Origin of the sequence: Streptomyces sp. NPDC048650, from assembly GCF_043199095.1 — a bacterium.
Lineage (GTDB): Bacteria > Actinomycetota > Actinomycetes > Streptomycetales > Streptomycetaceae > Streptomyces.
Map to the genome: position 1 here is coordinate 231,650 of NZ_JBICVM010000008.1, position 20,958 is coordinate 252,607.

The 20,958-nt window shown below is 65.1% G+C and carries 15 protein-coding genes and 2 pseudogenes; 6 read left to right on the forward strand and 11 right to left on the reverse strand.

What is annotated here, in order from left to right; all coding sequences use genetic code 11:
* Positions 1 to 12: 12 nt before the first annotated feature.
* From ACGFML_RS23855 to ACGFML_RS23870, 4 genes and pseudogenes are all read right to left on the reverse strand, one after another.
* Positions 13 to 3,816 carry a CHAT domain-containing protein gene (locus ACGFML_RS23855; RefSeq protein WP_393546767.1) on the reverse strand — a complete coding sequence of 1,268 codons (3,804 nt, stop codon included), beginning with the start codon at positions 3,814 to 3,816 and terminating at the stop codon, positions 13 to 15.
* Positions 3,817 to 3,903: 87 nt separating this feature from the next.
* Positions 3,904 to 4,830 (reverse strand): hypothetical protein, encoded by a 927-nt coding sequence (locus ACGFML_RS23860; protein WP_393546769.1) that lies wholly within the window; start codon positions 4,828 to 4,830, stop codon positions 3,904 to 3,906.
* Between the two features lie 8 nt (positions 4,831 to 4,838).
* The gene (locus ACGFML_RS23865) at positions 4,839 to 5,231 is read right to left on the reverse strand and encodes a hypothetical protein (protein WP_393546771.1); all 393 of its coding nucleotides are present in this window, start codon (positions 5,229 to 5,231) and stop codon (positions 4,839 to 4,841) included.
* A 146-nt stretch (positions 5,232 to 5,377) separates the two neighbouring features.
* Positions 5,378 to 5,488, reverse strand: a pseudogene (locus ACGFML_RS23870) (IS5/IS1182 family transposase); the annotation flags it as partial.
* Positions 5,489 to 5,731: 243 nt separating this feature from the next.
* Between ACGFML_RS23870 and ACGFML_RS23875 the strand changes: the two are divergent.
* The 3 genes from ACGFML_RS23875 (at position 5,732) to ACGFML_RS23885 (ending at position 10,563) form a co-directional block, all read left to right on the forward strand.
* Positions 5,732 to 6,157 carry a hypothetical protein gene (locus ACGFML_RS23875; RefSeq protein ID WP_393546773.1) on the forward strand — a complete coding sequence of 142 codons (426 nt, stop codon included), beginning with the start codon at positions 5,732 to 5,734 and terminating at the stop codon, positions 6,155 to 6,157.
* Positions 6,158 to 6,382: 225 nt separating this feature from the next.
* Positions 6,383 to 6,799, forward strand: coding sequence for a hypothetical protein (locus tag ACGFML_RS23880; RefSeq protein ID WP_393546774.1), 417 nt, complete (start codon positions 6,383 to 6,385; stop codon positions 6,797 to 6,799).
* On the forward strand, positions 6,796 to 10,563 hold the full coding sequence (locus tag ACGFML_RS23885) for an AAA domain-containing protein (RefSeq protein ID WP_393546776.1): 3,768 nt from the start codon (positions 6,796 to 6,798) through the stop codon (positions 10,561 to 10,563). The genes ACGFML_RS23880 and ACGFML_RS23885 overlap by 4 nt, the downstream gene beginning before the upstream one ends.
* Before the next feature lie 200 nt (positions 10,564 to 10,763).
* Here the strand turns inward: ACGFML_RS23885 and ACGFML_RS23890 are convergent.
* The 4 genes and pseudogenes from ACGFML_RS23890 to ACGFML_RS23905 form a co-directional block, all read right to left on the reverse strand.
* A pseudogene (locus tag ACGFML_RS23890) lies at positions 10,764 to 10,871 on the reverse strand (hypothetical protein); the annotation flags it as partial.
* A 215-nt stretch (positions 10,872 to 11,086) separates the two neighbouring features.
* Complete coding sequence (locus ACGFML_RS23895; RefSeq protein ID WP_393546778.1) at positions 11,087 to 11,791, reverse strand: phage antirepressor KilAC domain-containing protein; 705 nt, start codon at positions 11,789 to 11,791, stop codon at positions 11,087 to 11,089.
* A 686-nt stretch (positions 11,792 to 12,477) separates the two neighbouring features.
* Positions 12,478 to 12,918 carry an acyl-CoA thioesterase gene (locus tag ACGFML_RS23900; RefSeq protein ID WP_393546780.1) on the reverse strand — a complete coding sequence of 147 codons (441 nt, stop codon included), beginning with the start codon at positions 12,916 to 12,918 and terminating at the stop codon, positions 12,478 to 12,480.
* Positions 12,919 to 13,156: 238 nt separating this feature from the next.
* On the reverse strand, positions 13,157 to 13,816 hold the full coding sequence (locus ACGFML_RS23905) for a hypothetical protein (protein ID WP_393546782.1): 660 nt from the start codon (positions 13,814 to 13,816) through the stop codon (positions 13,157 to 13,159).
* Positions 13,817 to 13,995: 179 nt separating this feature from the next.
* Between ACGFML_RS23905 and ACGFML_RS23910 the strand changes: the two genes are divergently transcribed.
* The 3 genes from ACGFML_RS23910 (at position 13,996) to ACGFML_RS23920 (ending at position 17,520) form a co-directional block, all read left to right on the forward strand.
* On the forward strand, positions 13,996 to 14,136 hold the full coding sequence (locus tag ACGFML_RS23910) for a hypothetical protein (protein ID WP_393546784.1): 141 nt from the start codon (positions 13,996 to 13,998) through the stop codon (positions 14,134 to 14,136).
* A gap of 365 nt (positions 14,137 to 14,501) precedes the next feature.
* Positions 14,502 to 16,685, forward strand: a complete 2,184-nt coding sequence (locus ACGFML_RS23915; protein ID WP_393546786.1) for a hypothetical protein — start codon at positions 14,502 to 14,504, stop codon at positions 16,683 to 16,685.
* A gap of 607 nt (positions 16,686 to 17,292) precedes the next feature.
* On the forward strand, positions 17,293 to 17,520 hold the full coding sequence (locus ACGFML_RS23920; RefSeq protein ID WP_393546787.1) for a hypothetical protein: 228 nt from the start codon (positions 17,293 to 17,295) through the stop codon (positions 17,518 to 17,520).
* A 54-nt stretch (positions 17,521 to 17,574) separates the two neighbouring features.
* Here the strand turns inward: ACGFML_RS23920 and ACGFML_RS23925 are convergent, their stop codons facing one another.
* The 3 genes from ACGFML_RS23925 to ACGFML_RS23935 all read right to left on the reverse strand — a co-directional run bounded on the left by ACGFML_RS23925 (position 17,575) and on the right by ACGFML_RS23935 (position 20,904).
* Positions 17,575 to 18,804, reverse strand: coding sequence for a 3-deoxy-7-phosphoheptulonate synthase (locus tag ACGFML_RS23925; protein ID WP_393546789.1), 1,230 nt, complete (start codon positions 18,802 to 18,804; stop codon positions 17,575 to 17,577).
* 251 nt (positions 18,805 to 19,055) lie between these two features.
* Positions 19,056 to 19,712, reverse strand: a complete 657-nt coding sequence (locus tag ACGFML_RS23930) for a flavodoxin family protein (RefSeq protein ID WP_393546791.1) — start codon at positions 19,710 to 19,712, stop codon at positions 19,056 to 19,058.
* Between the two features lie 133 nt (positions 19,713 to 19,845).
* Positions 19,846 to 20,904 (reverse strand): hypothetical protein, encoded by a 1,059-nt coding sequence (locus ACGFML_RS23935; RefSeq protein ID WP_393546793.1) that lies wholly within the window; start codon positions 20,902 to 20,904, stop codon positions 19,846 to 19,848.
* Between the last annotated feature and the right edge of the window lie 54 nt (positions 20,905 to 20,958).

The following is a 20,958-nucleotide window of genomic DNA, read 5'->3' on the forward strand; positions in this document are numbered from 1 at the left end:
CACCGCCGAGCATCAGATCCCGACATGCAGGTGGGCCGCCCACAGGTAAGGGGCCTTTGGGTATCGATCACGGATATTGCGCACGGTGTGGTGTAGAGCGCGGGCCGCCCCATTCGTATCGAGGCCACCATGGCGGCTCCTGGCCATGCCGAGCTCGGCATAGAAAGCAGCAGCTAGACGTGAGGCCATCTCGTCGTTTATTTCCCAGAGGGTGCCGATGACGTGACGAAATCCAGCGAGCTGAAATGCCGAGGTGAGATGGATGGCCTCGTCGATCAGCTCCACGGAGCCCATGAACGCTGTTCGGCACGCTGACAAGTAGGCCAATTGGGCTGAATCCAGCCTCATTTCGGCAAGGTCTGCCACAGTGAGCGGATCATATTCGTGGTCGTGCAGGAGCAGCAGACTCTTGGACGGGTCGGCGGGGTCGTGGGCAGCGTGGCAGGCAAAGTGAACGATCCCGCAATCGGAGAGGTTTTTCAGGACCCGGGTCTTGATCGGTTGTGTTGACAGCTTGGAAGCGGTCGTGCTGTGGGCTGCTCCGTCCGGCTCGATGAGTAGCCTCGGCTTCGGCAGCAGGCTGCACAGCAGTGCGGCTTCATCGGAGACGTGGTCCAGGCGGCCGTGAACACCCGGAGTCGTGGGCATGGCAACAATCAAGGACCGGCTCACGGACAGCGTGGAGGTGTGACTACGGCGTGCGTGATGCAGTGCGCGGATGGTGGGGGTGTAGGAGGAGACGACACGGTCCATGACCGTCCGCCGCCTATTCCCCCGGCCCGCCTGGGGCGACTCGGTGTGGTGGCCAGCAGCATGCAGGGGTAGCAGTGAGAAGAGCCCACCCGGCGCCCACCAGACACGGGGCCACGGTTCCCCGGGGGAGGGCTCAGCTGTGAAACCGAGGCGGTGCAGGACCGGTTCGGCTGCTGCGTCCCACAGCCACTCCAGGACGGCGCGCAGCGTTGCCTGGGCCTCCTTGCGTGCGAGTGGCGTCGTGTGCCGATCCGCAGCGGCGTCCAGGGCCTGGTGGAATACCTGTATCCGGTCGACCACGTGGTCGTAAGTGAGGCCGGGCAGGTTCAGGCATTCGATTCCATCAGACGTCAATAGCAGTGCGTCGATGCGGTAGTGGCTGACGTTGAAGCTCACCACCGGCCCGAAGGCGGCTTCCGCCAAGAGCTCAGCAACAGCGGGGGGACGAGCGAAACCGGCGAATCCGTCCTGATCTCGGATGCGGTCCAGCGTTGCCTGGAGTTGGCCGACGAGGTCCCGTCTATGTTCCCCAGCATCGACCGCGCTTATGGCGGTGCGGACTTGCCCCGTGGGGTCTGCGGGGGAAGCAGTCCATTCCATCGGTCGGTCTAGCTCGTTTCGGAGCGTCTGGAAGCGTTGGGCCAGGTCCGGATGGCACTCGCGAAGCTCGGCAAGGTCGCTCCGCATGTCCAGTGCCTGGCTGTGGAGGACGCCGCGGCCCGTCTCAAGCAATTGCAGCGCCCGCACGGCCCGGTCGGTGGGTGTTTCCTCGTGAGAAGCCAGAGCCAGTGCCGCGGCATCTCCGGCCAGCCCGGACCACTTGCCCATGGCGTGCTGTTGGTCGCCACGGCCCAGCCGACGATCAGCTACCTCGGGCAGCAAGCGTACGGCCCCGGCCAGGAGATCGGCCGCGAGATCGGGGTCCTCCCGTCCGATCAGTGAGGCTGCCGCCTGAGCTGCCCGAATTCGCATTGACGGTCTGGTCCAGTCGGCTCGCGAACCTTCCAGATGTGCGGCCAGAGCGCGATCGAAGTCGTGCCGTGAGCCAGTCCGCTCATACCGGCTGTGTAGGGCTGTCCCGAGGTTGAGCAGGTAGTTAGATCTCTCCGGATGTTCGGCGGACGTAGTGTCGAGCGCGGCCTCGCATGCTGCCACCGCCTCGTCCAGGTCCACTGCGGATCTGGTCTCCTTGAATCTGACGGACAGTACGGCTCCCAGCGCGGACAGGTATCGCGGGCGCTCTGGGTAGTGGCTCGGGACATCGGCGGCGGCGTCCCGTCCTGCCTTGATCGCGCCATTCAGGTCCTCGAACCCCCCGGTTTGTTGGAACCGCGCGTGCAGTGTGGCGGACAGATTCGCGAGGAAGCGCGGACGGTCGGGACTGACGGAATCTGTGATCGCGAGGGCCTCGCGATTTCTTTGGATCGCCTCATCGAGATCCGGTGTGTACTCGTTTCGTTCGTAACGTTCCATCAGTGCGATGCCGAGATTGGACAGCATTCCCGCCAGGACAGAGTGGCCAGGTGATGCTGCCTCCACAGCGTCGTGTGCGAACTCGATCCCGGCATCCAGGTCCGACAGCGCCCCGGTGTGCTTGTACCGCGTCCACAGCATCAGTCCGACGTTGGACAGACGGGTCGGGCGATCGGGGTGACCGTCCGCTGTGGCCTGCGCGGAAGCACGGCTGGCGCTGAGCGCCTCGTCCAGGTCGGCCATATGACCATTGCACTCTAAGCGCTGCCACAGAGAAATGCCCAGGTTGTTAAGAACTGCGTTGAACGCGGTTTGTTGCGGGGCGATTTCTCGGGAGGCAGTCCGGTTCATCTCAATCGCCGTATCGAGGTCAGACCTGTCCCCGCCGAGGCGGTACCGCGCTAGGAGAGCTTGCCCCAGGCCGGAGAGGCGAAGCCCCCGTGTCCGTTGACCCAGCGGGGTCATCTCCAGAGCTCCCCGGAACGCGTTAATAGCACGGTCCAGATGATCTGTTTCCCCAGTGCGCTTGAATCGGGTCAGCGCGGTGCTGCCGAGCCCAGCCAGGAATGTGGCGCGCCTAGGATGTTCCTCGGAGGCAGCCTCGACAGCGGCCTGGCAGCACTCGATCGCGTTCTCCAGATCGGCCGGGATGCCGGTGCTTTCGTATCGGTCTTGCCAAGCGATACCCAGGTTGTAGAGAACTCCCGCCTTGTCGTGGTCCTCGACACAGAGGTCTGACGCTTCCTGGAAAGCTTCTATCGCCGCGTCCAGGTCCGACAGGATGCCTCTCTCGGTGAACCGGGTCTTCATCGCGGTGCCCAGATTGTTGAGCCCGCCAGCCCGGTCGGCAGAAGGGCTCACCGCCGCTTGGACTGCCAGTCGGCCAGTCTCGATTGCATCGTCCAGGTCCGCCGTCATACCTGCATGAGTGAAACGCTCCATCAGCACACCTGACAGGTTGACCAGCATGACCGACCGGTTCAGGTGCCCCGTTGTCGTACTTTCCACCGCCCCCCACGCCGCGTCGATCGCCGCGTCCAGATCCGCCGGTTCGCCACCCATGTCGAAATGGGTTTTCAGGATGACGGCAAGATTGGACAGCGTTTCCGCGTGCTCGCTTTCGCCACGGGGGATAACGGCCGCGATACGCCGCAGGAGATCGGTCACCCTTGCGCGCAGCTCTGGGCTCGGCGAAGCGTACATTCCTTGCTGAACCTTCCAGACGAAGCCCAGCGCTTGCTGGGCTACATCCGGAAGTAGTTCGTCCGGCAAATCCTCCGCACCAGCGTCGTCGAACACGAAGCAGGGCGTGAACCTCGCGACGGCCTCCTCTCTGTCCCGCTGCCCAGCCCCTCCGAGAAGTGCCCGGTACCTGAAGATGTGCAACCAGCCGAGGGCGTAATGACCTTCCAGGTCGGACGCGTCGTTTCGGAGGATCGCGGCGAGTTGGCGGGACTCGGCCAATGCTTCCGGCTCCAGCACCACACCGATGTCTTGTTCGCGGGCCATCCGATCCAGCCGTAACCCCACTGCGGCAATCCGGTTCTCCAGTTCGAGTTGTCTTGCGAAGTCCTGCTCACGACCCTGCATGAACTGTCCTGTCACTTCTCGTTCTCGAGTAGATCAGGTGGCTGCGCCATCCAGGTCCGCCGCGGCGAGCCTCTGAATTCGGCGAGCTCACGAAGCCGGTTCCGACACCGGCGCCGGGCTGCTGAGCCGTCGCATGACCGCACGACCGAGCGGTGGGCTCATCGGCTGTTCCTCGATGCGCATTTTGTCGGCCAGGTCCGTCAGGTGAAGACGCACGGATGCCTCCAGCAGCGTGGCGTATATATCCGAGGCGGCGCGGAGGCGACGTGCCGAAATGACCACCAGCGTGGCGGCGAGCGGCGCAGCGGGCCACCACCACCAGGCCAAAGGCAGATAGAGCAGGGCCCATCCACCAAGGACGGCAGCTCGCGTTAACGCGGCGCGGGCCCTGCCGATATCACCGCGTATTTCTTCTGGCAGCACGAGCCAGAGGTGGGGCCAGACGGTGAGGAGATTGCCATATGCGTCTCGGTCAAGCCGGACCGCGGCGGCGTGGATCCGGTCACCGCTCCAGGTTGGCCGTTCCGGTCGCTCCACGGAGATGCGTTCGCACCTGTGAGCCGCACGGTGACGATCCCGTGGCCTGGGGCGGTCGGCCGGACGCGGAGCGCGTTCCCGGAGCCGCAGAGCTTCGTACTCCGCCCGTGCTGCGTCCCAGCGACGCTGCCTGCGTGCCACGTGGTGCTCGACCAACTCGCCAAACGGCCACGGCCATGCGCCCCAGCCGGCGGCCAAGGCGACACGCTCGACAACGGACCCGAGGGACTGGGCTGCCAGCCCGGCGACGGCCGCACCTGCCAGCACAGCAGCGAGCAGCAGGACCTGGCCGCCTACTGCAGTTACCTGGGGAGCCCGGGCGGCCTCTGAGATCGCGTGAGCGAGCCGCCCCAAGTCCAGCGCGGCACTCTGCCCGAGGGTATGTCCGGCTGTGGCGACCGCCAGGTAAAGGGCGCCTGGCAACACGAGGAGGGATAGCCACCGCTCGGCCAGCTTCTTGCCGAGTTCGCCGAGCAACCCTCCCATTATGGGAGCCTCTCCCGGATCAGCGCCGGATCAGCGAGAGCGAACCGGCAGTGTGGCACGTCGTCCACTTCGTGACCCGATCTGCCGATGCACAGCTGCAAGGGACACCGGTACACGACATCCAGATCAGCAACACCGGCCGGCATCACGCTGCGGCCCGAATCTCCGTACACCCCCGACGGGTCGCCTGCGCATCGAACCGCTGCGTGCAAGGCGTCCAGGAGGGGCGTGAGTGAGCCGTCGTCCTCGGCCGGGCTGCCGACTGCGGCTTCGACAGCGCGCAAGCTGGCGTCGTCCTCGTCGAGCAGCTCAGCAAGTTCATCCCGATGCCTACACACGTACGACAGTGCCTTGGCGACCTTCAGGCCGACTACTTCCGCCTGGCTCGTCATGCAGAACTCCGCCCCCTATGCCTTGTTGATCCTTCTGCCCCAGGCAGCCATTCTCGCTCCAGACGTGAAGGTGCACGCCCGGGTTCGGCGAACTGCCTGAGGCGTTCCTGCTCCGGGAGCTCCAGCCCTAGGGACTTTCGTTTGGATCATCGGGCGGACCAGAGGAAGATGCCCGCGATGTGGAGTCCGGCCAGGTAGATGGTCGCGGTCTTCTCGTAGCGGGTGGCGATTCCTCGCCACTGTTTGAGGCGGTTGATGCACATGAACTGGCCTGGACAAGCAAGAGGGTGCGGGACCTTGTGGGCGTTCAAGAACAGAGGCCAGTGCTCCGACTGATCCAATAGCAGCGCCGCTCGACCTCAGGCAGACGGGCGCGCGTTTCACTGCTCGGCACTCCGCCAAATCCTCCTGACGTCAACGGTGCCAAGCCACTGAACTTGATCGGGCGATGCCGGCTGATTGCCTGACAGGTGAGGGATGGGCCCGGTAGATGTGTGCGCGTGACTGACTTCACGCCCGAGGACGGCGAGCCCACTTCCTTCGCCGAGAGGACGAAGGACCTTTACAGGAAGCACAGGGGGAAGATCCTCGCCGTCGGCGGCGCTGTCGGCAGCGTGGCTCTGATCGCCGTTGTCGTGATCGCCAGGAACGCCATGGAACCGAGCGTCCCCGAAGACACCGAGGATCAGGAGGAGACCTCCGCCACTGAAACCACGGGCCAGCCTCGGCAGTCGCCCACCCCCCACCTACGGAAGCTCACTAAGGGTCAGAACGCCAGCGAGGAAAAGACGGCGCAGTACAAGGCGGAGACAGGGGCCGACCTGGCACCCGGTACTACTTGGGTCCACCCCCCCGGAAGACGAGGATCCCGGCGAAGCCGCAGCCTGAGCACCGGAGCGAAGGGCGCCGCGGCCTCTTACTCCTGAGCAGCACCGACGGGATGCTGGCAGAACGTCTCTCCCGCCTCAATGCCTGCGATCGCCCGGGGAGACGAAGACGCCGGTCGGCGGCTGAGACGCCGTTCCTCCAAGGCGCGGAGGTGGCCGGATGCCGCCCCTCCCCTCGACCCCAGGCTGTCACCAGCGAACGTCCTCGTGCCAAAGTCGCTGAACGGACCGAACAAGCAAATAAGCGAACGCGAGGAGCAGCACATGCGCGACGGGGGACCGCAGTGGACACTCACCGTGCCCACAGGCGGCGACACACTCCGGCAGGAGCGCCTCACCCGGGATCTGCACGACAGCCTGGAGAGGGCGGACGGTCTCGTCGTCGGCTTTCATGACGCCGAAGCGTCCGCCGAACCGGGCCGTAAGGGTACGGGCGTGGGCGAGGTGGCTCTTTGGGCCGCTACCACTGCCGCTGTTGTTCGCCCGGCGTCCCAGGTCTTGATCACCCTGATCAAGGAGTGGTGCGCCAAGGAACGACACCGCAAGGTCGTGGTCACCATCGCGAGCGACTCCGTCGAGATCACCGGGCGCCCTGACGCCGCACAGGAACGCATGGTCCGCGAATTCCAGGACCGGATCTCCGGCGACGACGGCCCCGGACCGGATGACAGCGCGGCGTGACCCGCTTCCATAAGCGCCGGGCTCTTCTGATCGGCAACGAGCACTACGACGATGGCCGCTTCTCGCCCCTCGCCTCCGTCCGAGCGGACGTATGGGGACTCGCCCAGGTCCTGAAGCACCGCAATATCGGCAACTTCGTCTCCGTCCAGACAGAATCCGATCTCACCGCAGACGACATGCGGGCGGTGATCGGCGAGTTCCTTCAGGATCGCGACGAGGACGAGCTCGCGCTCGTGTACGTCTCCGGGCATGGTGTACGCACGGTGCGTGATGGCGGCGAGTTTCACTTCATCGCCAAGGACACCGACTACGACAGAGTGGCCGCGACCGGTGTCAGCGCCGGGTTCCTCAATGATTCACTGGAAGAGTGCGTCGCACCGCAGAAGATCGTGATGATCGACTGCTGTCGCAGCGGCGGGTTCGCCATGGGTCTGCGTACGTCGGACCGACGGCCTGACAGCTCCGTGGCGAAATCCGGCGAGCAGCCCCCGCTGACCAGCAGGGGTGTGTACGTCCTGTCGTCCTCACGGGCCGGGGAAGACTCGTTCGCTGACGCGGGCGGCGGCGATGACGTGAAGCCGTCGGCGTTCACCGGTGAGGTCATCGAGGCGCTGCGCACGGGGAAGGTCAGTAAGGACGGCGGCCGTGAAGTACAGGTCAGCGACCTGTTCCACTATGTGAACCGGCGTATGCGTGCCCAGGACGGTGGCCGTCAGGTGCCGGTGCACTCCGCGCTCGGCGTCGACGACCGAATCGTCATCGCGGACAGTCCATTCGGCCGGGCCCCCATCCTCGATCCCCTGAGTCCGCGGCCCCGCCCCGGCGCCGAGGTGCAGCCACAGCCGCACGCCGCGAAGTCCGCTCATACGCAGCCCGCCTGGGCCGGCTTGCTGGACTACTACCGCGAGTGCGTTCTGGCCGAAGGCGCCGAGACGCCTCTGATGGAGGTGGGCCACCAGAACACGTCGTACGTATGCCTGGACGGCGCGGAGAGGTTCCTCTCCGGCGACGTGGACGACGACGGATGCACTGCGCTCCCCGAAGAAGCCGCCACGCTGGTGGATTCGGCGGCTGAGGACGACGCGGAGCTCTGGGCGGGTTACCCGGCCGTGGTCCTCACCGGGCCGCGCTCCGGACGCCCTTGGCGGCACCCGAAGTTCGCGCCGCTTCTGGTACGCCGTGTCGAGATCGTCCAAGGCGAGGGCGAGGGCGAGGTGAGGCTGAAGCCGTACGGTCCGGTCCTGCCGCATCCTCAGCTGGCTCTCGACTGGCTCGGCGAAGAGGAAGCCACCCAGCTCATCAACACGTTCCAGCCGTCTTGGCATCGAGGCCAGCACGACCGCATGGCGTTGGAGGTACGTAACCTCCTTACGCAGGAGTTCGAGCTGCCGTGCGTGCAGGAGCTCCAGCCCGACCAACTCGCCGACCGCATCGACGTCCGCACACCCGGCCACGGCGCCCGCAACACCGCAGTCCTCTTCGCGGCGCGCCCCCAGACAGGCTTCACCAAGCGCCTGCTCAAAGACTTCGCCGACATCGCCAAGCGGACCGACCAGATCGAGAAGACCGCCCTCGGGGCCCTCGCGCCCGAAACCTCGCAGCGTGACCGAGCCCTCGGCCACACGGATCCTGAACCGGCGCGCCTCGTGACGCCACTGCCCTGCAACGAGGCGCAGACCGCGGTGCTCCGGTCCGCAATGACCCGCCGGCTCACGGTGGCCACCGGCCCGCCCGGCACCGGCAAGAGTCAGTTGGTCGCCAATCTCGTCGCCACCGCGGTCTCCGCCGGTCAGACCGTACTGGTCGCCTCTACCAACAACGAGGCAGTGGACGAGGTCTGGCGCCGCTGCGACACGCTGGTGCCCGGCAGCATCGTACGGACCGGTTCGGCGCGGAAGAACGCCAAGAGCAACACGGAGCATGAGGCCGCCGCGCTGCACGCACTGCGCACCGGCCCGGAGCCGTCGTCCACCATGGCCACGGCGTCCATGGAGGCCGCCTTGGCCGCCGACCATCTGACAAAAGTACGGCGGGACCTGGCGCGCATCGCGGAGACGGAGCTGCGGCTCCGCCGGGCAGGCGAGGCCCGCGAGCATCACGCGGAACAGCTCGGGATCGCCGTCGCCGAACTCCAGGACCTACTCGGTCGTTTGCCCAGGGAGCTGGAAGACAAAGCTCGCCGCCTCTCCCGTGCGCGCTTCCTCGGGTCGTGGCGCCGGGCCCGGTTCCTGCGCGGGGCAGGTCTGGACGGGTACGACGGCGATTCCGCCGCGGGCTGCCTCGCGCTCGCCGGCTTCGCCGCGGCCGAGATGGAATGGCGTGACGGGTGCGAGCACGCGGCCTCCGTGGACGACACTGCGCTCGCGCGCGCACTGCGGGACGCCGAGAACAGCGTTCAGGACGCTTCACGCACTCTCCTCGCCACCACGGTGCAAGCCGCCGCTTGGGCTGGGCGCCGTCGCATCCTCGATCTGCTGACCGCTCAGGAGGACGAGGCTCGCGGCGACTGGCCGCAGATGCGGAGGGTTCTGGGCCGATCAGACGGTTCGCCCGAGACACCCGCGGTGGCCGGGTGGGCCGTCACCAGCCTCTCTGCCCGGCGTTTCCCTCTGGGCCCGGCCCTGTTCGATCTGGTCGTCATCGACGAGGCCAGCCAGTGCGCGATCCCGCATGTCCTGCCGCTGCTCTTCCGCGCGCGGCGCGCCCTCGTCATCGGCGACCTGATGCAGCTCACGCACATCACGAAGACCAGCCCGCACCGCGAGGCGCTCATTCGCCACGGGAACGGGCTGCGGTCCGAATGGCTGGAGAAAAACCGCCTTGCCTACCGGCGCCACTCCGCCTTCCACGCTGCCGAACGCTCCGCAGGCGGTACGTTGCTTCTCGACGAACACTTCCGCTGCCACCCGCACATCGCCGCGATCTCCAACGACCTCTTCTACGATGGCGGACTGACCGTCCTCACCGACACCCGCGGCCGCCCCGCTCTGCCGCGTCCCGCCGTCATCTGGACAGACGTGCCCGGACGGGCCACCCGCCCCCGGTTAGGTGGCTCCTGGGTCAACGAAGACGAGATCCGAAAAGCGCACGACAGCGTCAACTACCTGCTGGAACAGCTGCCGCCCGAAGCCACCGTCGGCGTCGTCACTCCCTTCGCGCCGCAAGCCGACGCGCTGCGGAGGCGGTTGCGACCGTACGACGAGGAGCGTTTGCGCATCGGAACGGTACACACCTTCCAGGGCGGCGAACGCGATGTCATGGTGTTCACCCTCGTCGCCGGGGACGGAATGCACCCCGGTGCCGTCGAATGGGTCGGCGGACAGCTGAACCTTTGGAACGTCGCCGTCACCCGGGCGCGAAGTCACCTCATCGTGGTGGGCGACAAGGAGCGCTGGCGGAAACGGGGAGGCGTGGCCGCCGCGCTGCTGGAGAGTGCGGAGCGCGACGGAGTGCCCTCACATGACAGCAGCGAAGACGTGCTGCTCAAGCGCATGTACCAGGTCCTCTCCCGCGAGGCGGGAGCCACTGTCACGCTGGGCGAGACCGTTCACGGGCATCCGGCGGACGCTCTGGTGGCAGGCGTCGGCGACACCGCCCCTAGAGCTGTACTGCTCGACAGAGGAGTCGAAGAGGGCGCCGACGCGGCACGCCACCTCCGGCTCATGCTGCACCGGCGAAACCTGCTGGGCAGTGGGGACGGCGAAGTCGAAGCCGCTCGATGGCCGGCCTGGAGGCTGTACGAGACAGACGAGCAGCGGGGGTGAGCCAGGCCCCACGCTCTGATCCGGTGGGGGCTCTCACTCTCCGTACGCCTGCCTCCAGCGCGTCCGGTGCCGAGGCCCCCCTGTCCGCCACCGTTTGCCTCGCCGAGCGACAGCAGCGAGGCTCCGCTGTTCCACAGGCCGAGGTGGTCACGGTGCACAGCGAGAATGCCGTGCTGTACGGCGAACCCTTCGGAAGGCCGGCTGAACCGCGTGGTCGTCACGAACACCGCCAGATCGGCCCCGAAGTGCACCTTGGCCCCCAGCAGGTCACGCATCTCGCGGCTCGCGATCGCCCTAAGTAGGCGCATAGCGCACAGTTCAGGCAGCAAGTACGGGCAGCGTTCCCGTTGATTCCCAAGCTCAGAGCGCAGGTTCGAATCCCGGCACCCGCTCCAGAGCTGAGGCCCAGGTCAGCGACCTGGGCCTTCCTTGTCGTACGGGCCAGTTCAGGTGTCGCGCACCAGATCAGCACCATTTCCCCCTGCATTCGACTGGCGGGGGAACGGTCGCGACGTTCGCGCGGTCATGCCGCTCGGTTAACCAGCCCCCCGGCTCCAAGCTTGCTAGCCACCCAGTCGAGCCCCTTAGGCGTGAGGAACGTCTGCTCCACCCATCGACCGTTCGGCGTCGGAACAAACTTCACCTCGGCTCTGCCCGCCTTGGTGTGGCACTCATAGGGCAGGCGAGGGTTCTGAACTTGCAGGAGCCTGATGTCGTCCCGCCGCAACAGTTCCATGAACTTGGTACGCCCCAGTCCTCCGGATATCTGGGTCAGCGCCTTTGCTGCGGTCGCCATGTCGATCAGACCATCGCAGTCGCAGAAGTCATCCCACTTGCCGGCCTTCGGTGCGGCGATCGCGAGTTCCCTCTTGGCCTGAACTAGGTCGCGAGCAGCCTCGACGCACTTCTCCGCCAGGACAAGAATCCCCTCGGGGCTGGAGACATCCGCCCCCTGCCCCTGCGCGATTTCGGCCTCTCTCGTCCGGACAGCGAAATACGTTTGAGCGGACGCGATCTCCGGCTTTCTGGGGTCGCCGTTCATGGCAACCAGGTAGCAGGCGTACCGAGTGAGGCGGAAGTCTGCGACGCTCTGCCGACCCCAGCGACCACCGGTGATCACTTTCGTGGCGCCACGAAAGTGATCAAGAGGGTTGACTCCACTGTTTTCCGCTGCGGCTATTGCTCGATTGATGGCGGACTCGAAGCCTTCCCACGAGGCATAGCCCATAGACTTGTGAAGATCACGCGCCGACCAACACTCCCGACCGTAATGATCTACGAGCTTGAGCCGATCGAACAGACTGCCCCCGGGGTTGTCTCCGTCGGACGGCAAGGTAAGGTCCCGCATGGACAAGGTTGCACTCCCTTGTACATCGTGCTCCGTTGTGGCTCCACCCGCGCGAGAGCTTGCCCTAGGCCGCCTTCGGATTGAAGGCGGCCTTGCGGCATTCAGAGTAATGCACCTTCCTGACACACTGCGGAGTACCTCGTAACCCCTCGCTGGCACGGCGTGTCAGGCCCTTTGGTCACTCCTTGGAATCTTTGGCGTTGGACGTGATCCCTGTGTCATTCAGTGCCACTAGGCGTAACTGCGGGGCTATTTGAGGGCAATTCATGTGACTGACGTCTCCTCGTCACAGGTGAGCCTCATTCAGCCATAGCGGCCCCGTTGCACAGGGTTCGCCGCCTTGGCCGACCGGTCAGCCCCTGCGTTCCGTCGTCCCCGACGGCCTCGTCCAGGCCGAGCGCCACCTCTTTCTGCCCCTCACGGTCGCGGAGTTGCTAGTGCACTCCTGCTGCGCGCAGTGCCGGAATCATTCGGCAGCCCGAGTGCCAGGTCCCCACTGCGCCGAAGAGCGCGGCGTCAAGGTGCCAGCCGACCAGCCACCCACGACCAGGCGCAGGTCGCAGCCCTCACTGCTCGTCCGTTCCGCAGACATCGAGATGCGGCACCGGACGTGGCACGCCTTTGGCATCGATGGCGACGAACATCAGGCGGCCGGTGGCCACTTCGGCAACTGGACCGGAGGCATTCCAACGCTCCGCCGTCACCCGGACCACCACCGTCATGGACATCCTCCCGGCGCGTTCCAGTTCGGCGTGCACGCTGAGGAGATCACCGGCGCGGACCGGGGCAAGAAAGGTCATCCGATCGACGGAGACGGTCACCGCAGGGCCGCCAGCATGTCGGCCAGCGGCGGCCGCGGCCGCGTCGCCGATGAGCTTCATCACCACGCCGCCGTGGATGGTGCCGTACAGGTTGGTGTCGTGCTCACTCTTGATGTGCGCGAGCATGACCCGGGAATCGGCCGGCATCTTGGCGGCAGAATCCAGGGTCGCGGTCCGGTCGGCCACGTCAACTTCGTGAACTCCTCGCCGGAGTTCACAGTCAGGGCATCGAACCGGGCCGTGAGCTGGAGGGCTCGCGGACGGCCCTTGCTGACGCGTCATTCCTGTGACAGCCGGGTGGTCAGCTTGGCCGAGGCCACCCGTCCCGCACTCGCCGTACCGTCACGGATGCGGGAGCGTGGAGCGGACGTACCTCGACACGTGGCCGGGGGAGCGATCTGCTAACACGATGTGGCTCAGCCCGTCATGGGCGCTCCGCCAACTGACTCGTCGCGTCATCGCCGTACGGGTTACCCAACACTTCCGTCGCAACGTTCGTGAACACCGCATAGATGCCAGCGATCTCGTGGCGACTCGCATCTAGGTGTTGGAATCGCTCTCTCGGCGCCTCACCGCTGTCCTCAAGTGAGATTGCCAGACTGCGAACGGCATCTTCGGCCGTGCCCAGAGCGTCGTAGCCGCGCCAAGCCACCTCCGCAGCTCGTTGGGGACCGGCAATGGAGACGCGCACGCGCGTGCGAGCAAGCTCCTCCCTTGCCGCGGATATGACCGCGATCTGTGCATCACTGATGCCCCGATGTTTGATCACTTCTCCGAGAGCGGCATCTACCGCCCGACTGGCGTCATGCCATTCGGCAAGGAATGCTGCGTATGCGTCACTCCGCGCCTGACGCTGCCAATGACTGTGCTCCACAGCGCCTTGAGCGCGAACCTGTTGCCGCATCGTGCGCGCGGTGAACCAAGCGCCTGCCGTCGTGCCACCAACGCCCAGGAGACCTGCGATAGCTGCTGCCCAAACCGCAGCCTCACCTTGATCCATATCGTGAATCGCCCTCTCTCCAGGTTCGAACCAAAACCCCTTACAGCATCCATCTGATAGACCCATGGCGCTGATCAATGCCATCAGGAAACCGTCCACTCCCTAATGCGATAGTGGATTGCGTGTTTAATGCGGCCCGGCCCTTATGGGTGCCTCAAAGCCGTCTGCATCGCCTCAATTAACCTGCCACGGGCCTCACGCGCAGCCCGCCACGCGTTCTTGCACTCGTCCGAGTCCGCGCCGTGACCGGCAACCACTGCATCATGGAAGTCGAGCACCGTGAGGGTGGCCTGGCGAGCCATGTCAAGGATCGGCTGTGGTGCCACCAACTCCAGTTGGTGCTGCGCGGCATACACGCCGTACTCGCTGATCGCGATGTGCCCCCTGCCGACGCGCTCCTGTGAAGGCTCAGCCCGAGAGAAAGCGTCACGGGCCTGAGCCAGGGCACCCAGGTATTCCATGAATGAGGTGCGCAGCTCAGCGCGGTCCCTCTCAGACCTCTCTCGGCGCCACCGAATGCGGTCGGCAACAAGAGTGCTGGCTACGCCAAGAACCGTACCCACAGCCGTCGCCACGACTGCTGTCCACTCCATGCCTCACCCCTGGTTGTATGGAAAGTCCGCGCGCCAAACCCTCGGGAGACTGGCATCCCCCTGCTGCAAGGAACTACTCCACTTACGAGGCTGCATCACACCGCACCAGATGCGCACCAGAACGAGGGGTAAACCGCGGCCAATCGCGGGTCATCAGAGAGATCAAGGTCAGCGCGATGCGCGCGATCACTCTTGCGATTCTTGTCAGCAATTTCTCCAAAGATTGCTCCATCACGGCCACGATGAACGTAGCGTGCATGACCATGGGAGACCTCATACACCCTCGGACGTGGGCGCAACGATCGATGGGTATGCCAGTGCTGCCAGGCGCAAAGTCCACCTGGCTCATCACACTTCACGCGCTGATCGAGGAGCTGTCCACCAACAGACAGCCGGCCTCAAGCGATCAAGTGTCCCTCCCTCGGACCGGTGGGCTGAACCGGCACCAGCTTCAGCGGCTCGTCCGCGCCGGACTGCTCGCTCGCGAAGGGGCGACGGTTATGCCCAGTGCCGCTGCCACCTCCTGGCAGCAAAGTGGCGACCCTGCCGTGCTCGTGCAAGCGCTCCACTGCAACGTCAGGTTCGTGGGTGAAGCCATGGACGCCCTGTACTCCGGGCCTCGCACGCATGAGCAGCTCCTGAGGCTGGCCCGCGAAGAGTTCGATCTGCAGTGGGACACCCCGGCCCCTGTGCGTGATCGCACAGGGTGGCTCGCTGTCACGGGAATGGTTGAACTCTTCGACCGCCAAGTCCACCTGACAGAAGCAGGTCGGCGCGTCTTGGCGACCATCGAGTTGGGAAAGCCCGAGCCCGACGGCACCGACACCGTCGTACAGCTCGCCCCCACACCCGGAGCCATCGCCAGGCTTGTCGAACAGCTCGACGAAGCTGGCCTCAGGGATAGAGCGGACGGCGCGAATCTCTATATTCCGGGAGTCGCTGCTAACGGCGGAATGCTGGATGCACTACAGGTGCTCACCGAGGCAGCCATTCCATCGGTCAGTGACGAGGAATTTGTGCGATTCGTACAGAGCAACTTCCCCAAGGCCCAAACTGTGGCCACGGCACGAACAGCGAAGGACACCCTCAAGGCGCTCGGACTGATTCAGCGGACGTCATCCAAGAGCTGGGCCGCCACACCAGCTGCCCTTGCTTGGGTCGCGTCGGGCGAACCGCTGGACCTTGCACGCACTGTTCATGCCGCAATCGCCTTCTTCTGTGAGGTGCTGGGCGAGCTTGACCATACGGTTCGGCCCACGACCGGCACGCTTACGGAACGCAGTTCCCTTTACCTCCCCAACCGCGGGAAGCCTCTGTCCCGCAGTGCGGTCAATACCCGTCTAAATCTGCTGCAGGCTTGCGGGCTCGTCACCCGGCTCTCGCAGACCACTTACCGTACGACGACTCTTGGGCGAGCGTTCAAGGACTCACTGCCCTGCTTCCAGCCGAATGACACCGCAGGTCGCGCACCCTCCGACGGAGCCACCGGCAGCCACCACGGTGACAGCCTTTCGGGCATCACTCACCAATCCAGTTCCACGGCGTCGCACATCGCGGCGGAGCTGGAGGATGCCGCACGGGATAGCGCGAACTCCAAACGCTTGGAGAAGGCTGCCATCGTTGCGCTCAGCTACCTGGGCATGCCGGGCCAGCACGTGGGCGGCCCCGGAGCGGTGGACGGCCATGTGCGATTCGGGGTCGGTACGGACTCGCGGATCCTGGCCATCGAGGCGAAGACTTCGGCCACTGGTCCGGTGAGGGATCAGCCGTTGTTCGGGTTGCCGGAACATCGAGCGAGGGTCGGGGCACATGTACACCTCCTCATCGGGCCGGGCTTCGAGCGTCGCATGCTCAAGGAAGCCGACGACGATCCCGCCATCGCCGTGATCGACACCGGACTGCTGGCCGAGGTCGTCCGTCGCCAGGAACAGACGCCGCTCACCCTGACCGAACTGGCACCCCTGGTTGACCCAGCCCTGAAGGGAGCTCACCGCTGCGCCGCCATGCGCGGGTGCTGGGAGGCCCAGGACATACGCAGTCGACTCGAGTACGCGCTGGTCGACATCTTGAATGCGGAAGCAGAGGACCCACTGGAGGAGGGGGGCTGGCTCGATCTCACGTCGATCCGACGCGAGCTCCGGACCCGTGGGTACCGCGTCGACGAGGGCACTGTCGTGGAAGCCCTCGAGTTCCTGGCTTCCTCCCGTATCGGTGCGCTTCAACGCTCTAAACAACGCTACCGCTGCACGGCCAGCGTCCACACGGCAGGTCAACGCATCAAGGCCCTCGGATACCAGTGGGTGGCAGCGACAGAACTCCATCAGGCAACGCGCTCAGGAGACGAAGCTGCCCAGGCATAGCTGGCCTCTCGAGCAGATTGGGTCGCTGGGCACTACTCCGAAAGCGAGCTCCCCTCGAACAGTCTTGAATACCGGATAACGATGCGTACGAGCTGCTCCAGAAGTTCACCATTGGAGGGTGCATCCCTGTCTGGCAACGGGGCGCTACAGAGTCCCCATGCCGAAGCTAGAACCGGCCGGCCGCAGTGACCTCCGCGTGGACACCCCCACCACTCTTGCTGACCGTCAGCAGGCCACGGTCGCGCAGGGCATAGGCCGAGCGCCATTCCCCCGGCGCCCAGGCTCGACGTTCCTCACTGGCTGCGAGCCGCTCCAGAAGCGCGCGCTGCCGTTCGTTCAAGGTGGACCACCGATGCACGAGCCCCAGCCCACACGGGCCTCCCTCACTCTGTATAGAGCCGAAAGAGCGGACCTCGGCAGTGGGAGTTCCCTGGGACTTTTCTGGGACTTCCGGCTGCATCAACGGGCACGAGCGTGAAACAGCCGAAAGACTATCTGCGCAGGTCAGCGACGTGTAGCCGCCCATCTCGGCAGGTCACGGTGCCGCCTGGTCTCTTCCGGGACATCTGAGGGACGAGGTCCGCCGCACCCTGCCTGACCTGCACGAATGCATGTATGGACGGGGTGCGACGGCACCTCTGCGCCCGAGCTCAACCCGGTCGAGAAGGTCTGGTCGACGATGAAAGGCAGCCTGGCCGACCTCGCCGCCCGCACCGCCGGCGAACTCGCCGCCGCGGTGAAGAACCGCCTCAACCGCATGCAATACCGCACCCGTCCGATCGACGGCTACCTCACCGGAACAGGTCCATCTCCACCGTCGCCGGCCAGACCTTGATCGCAAAAGGTGTCCAGCGGCCGGTCGTCGTGCTGTGGACGGTGGTCGCGTCGCTCAACGACGCCAGGCCGACACGACTGCCACGGCCTGGTCGATGTTGAGGCGCGGGTCGCAGAGGGTGGTGTAGCTCAGTGGGTCGAGGAGGTCATCGAGATGTGACTCGTCCGCCACACATTCAACGACGTTCTCCGGCGTGGCTTCCAGGTGCAGCCCCCCTGCGACCACGTGCTCTGCGGCGGCCACCTCTTGGAAGAGCTCCACTTCGCGCTTGATGCTGGTCAGCAGGCGGGTCTTGCGGCCCAAGGGGCCGCATTGAGTGTTGCCGTGCATCGGATCGCACAGCCAGATGACCGGATGCCCCGCGTCGCGGACAGTGGCCATCAACGGTGGCAGCCACTCCGCGACCCGATCCGCGCCCATCCGGGAGATGAGCGTCAGTCGGCCGGGCGTACGAGCCGGGTCCAGGACCGAACAGAGCTGAATCAGCTCGGCGGGTGTCATCGTCGGACCGACCTTGCAGGCCACCGGATTCTGGATCCGGGCCAGCAGCTGCACGTGTGCACCGTCCACCTGGCGGGTGCGGTCCCCAATCCATGGCCAGTGCGTCGAGGACAGCAGCAGGCCTCGCCGGCCACGACGCAGCAACGGTAGCTCGTAGTCCAGCACGAGGGCCTCGTGACTCGTCCACACAGGTGCCGCGGTCGGCAGACCCCAGGCGCCGCCGAGTCGGCGCAGGAATTCCGTTCCGGCGTGAGCGGCCCGGTAGCCGGTGAGCAGGCGCGCCGGATCCGGCTGGCGTAGCTGCGGATCGGGCTGCGGGTCGTTGACCAAGTGGCCGCGGAACGTCGGTAGCTCGAGCTCTCCGTGCCGCTCCAGGTCGGCGGAGCGGGGCTTGGCGAACTGACCCGCGATCCGACCCACCCGCACCACGGACAGGCCGGTTCGGGTTTGCATCGCCCCGGCCAGCGCGTCGAGCATGCCGGCCTTGCGGCTGAGCACCTCGGGAACGCAATCCGCGGGGTCCTCGGCGCAGTCGCCCGCCTGCAGGATCTGTAGCCCGCCGGCCGCGACCTCGGCGAGGAGCAGCCGCAGATGGCGTACCTCGTCCCAGGTCACCAGGCCGGACAGGTCACTGAGTGCGCTGCTGAGCCGTTCAGCCAGACAGTGGTCCTTCCACCGCGGTTGCTGCTGGGCCGGCAGAGTGCGAAGCCATTGACCCTCGCGCTCCTGATCCGAAGTGAAATCGGTTTCAACTGACGGTGTGAGGGTGAGAGGCGTGGTCACGAATTTGATCCCCCGAATTGGAAGCTCGTCGCTCCAAAGTTGCAGACATTCCGCCGATGGCCAACCGGCACCTCGCCTCTTCCGGAAGGCGAAGGCGAACAACTACTCAGGTGGGCAGGAGGTCGCGCACCAGATCGATGAGAACGGTCATACCGTCCTGACTGAGCACCGATTCAGGGTGGCACTGAACCGGACGTCACGGTGTCGTGCGAACAGGCGGGCGACGGAGGCCCCTGGCACGCGGAATCTGCTCACGCGCCAGGAAAGGACGCGACCGGGTCACCGCACCGCGGACGAGGCGGTGACTGAACCAACGGCAGTGCCGCGCGGTGGTGGTCCGACGACCGGCTGCCGTTGAGGGTCATGCCGAGTTGACGGCCCACGGCCACACAGAGGTCGGGAGCCGCGGTGCGGGCCAGGTCCTGATGATTGTTCTGGGTGACACACGCCGACGCCACGTTCCTGTTCTTCAGCCGCAGGTACCACGGGAACAACGATGCCAGCGCAGGCTCGGTCAGCATCGTGCGCGAATGCACGATCGTGCCCACCGTCATGTTGCCGAAAGGGCGTTGCGTGGAGTTCATGAAGCTCTTCAAGCGCTCCTGGAAGATCTTCAGTACCGCAGGTACGTTCCCCGCGTACACCGGCATGGCGAGCAGCATCGCCTGCGCGCCCTCGGCCAGCTCGATGACACGCTCGAAGTCGTCGTTGAGCGTGCACCGGCCCACCTCGGGATCAAGGCAGGTGTCCTCGCCTTCGCACATCTCGATGCGATGGTCGATCAACCGGATCCGCTGGATCTCCGCGTCGCCGACCTCCCGGGTGACGCCGGTAATCGCCGCCTCGAGCAACGCGTCTGTCAGCGACGGGAGACGCCTCTGTGTGCAGGACAACGCAACGATCTTCATCTGGATGGACCTCCCCTTGTCCGCTCAGCGCCATTCAAGACCGGGCACCTGACGAAGCGCCCGTGGCCGCACTCTGAGGCAGCCTCAACCACTCAAGAAGTGAATGCTTACCCGTCGAACGCCATTCAGTTCCCTACCGCCGCTCCGTCAGGAAATAAGATGCCTTACCGTTGATGGTAATGGTCATGTGCATTCCCGACCCTTCCTCGGCCGCTCCACGCGAGACAACGTATGGCATGTGCCACTGATATTTCACGAGGGTTCCCTTTGCCGGGCAGAAGTCAGACCCGTCATATCGCGAGACGTCACCGTAGTTGTTGACGCCAAACCGACGGGGGTGCGCGCCGATCCCTGGCAGCACAGCCTCGCCGGCTCTCGCAAAGTCCTCTGGCGTCTCCAACTGCGCAACGGTTTTCTCCGCTTCGGCTGCCAGCGCTCTGTAGTAGTCGCGGATCTGAATACCACTGGATCGAGCAACCACCTCGCGCGGAACAAACAGGAACATGAGATGATTCCCGAAGGGAAGGCTTGAGGCGTACGAGGCGTTCTTCATCACGAGAAGGTTTTCGCTGGACCTTTTGAGAAATTCCGCTTTGACCATGTCGAGATATGAACCGATCTTCTGGGCCGGCTCGACGGTCTCTCGAAGCTCCCAGGGCATGATTCGCACCGCTTCATGCTCATCAATGGACGGCTTCTTCGCGGGCAGATACTGGTCCAGGTCCGCGGCCTGCAGTTCAAGCTCCGCTATCGCCTCAGCAATGCGGAACTGGTCTTTGCCCGCCTTCATGGTACTCATCAACGCCTGGTGGAAGCGGAAGCACCTGTAGCCGTCCTGCATTGACATGGGGAAGGCTGTAAAAATCCCCTGGATGTCGGGGTTCGACTTGTACCTGACGGACATCAACAGGAAGCCGTCGTAGTAATTGGGATACTCGTCGAGCACGATCCCCTGAAAGGATGAGATCGGGAATTCTTCCGGATCTTCGAACTCTCGTTCGATCACATAGCACTTCGGAAAGAGCGGGTTCTTGTCAAGGAAGTGACTGACTGCGTCCTGGAAATCGCCAAGCGAAAAAGGCTGCTCAACGCTGTACGTTGAAAGCGCCGGGTAGAATTGCGTCACACCAAGCGGGCGCGGGAAAGACATCAGGTTTAGACGGATCATTTTGTCGACCATCGACAAAGGCATGCCTGATCACTCCGATAGACGGGTACGAGAAGTGCTGGAAGACGTTCCGGTCGA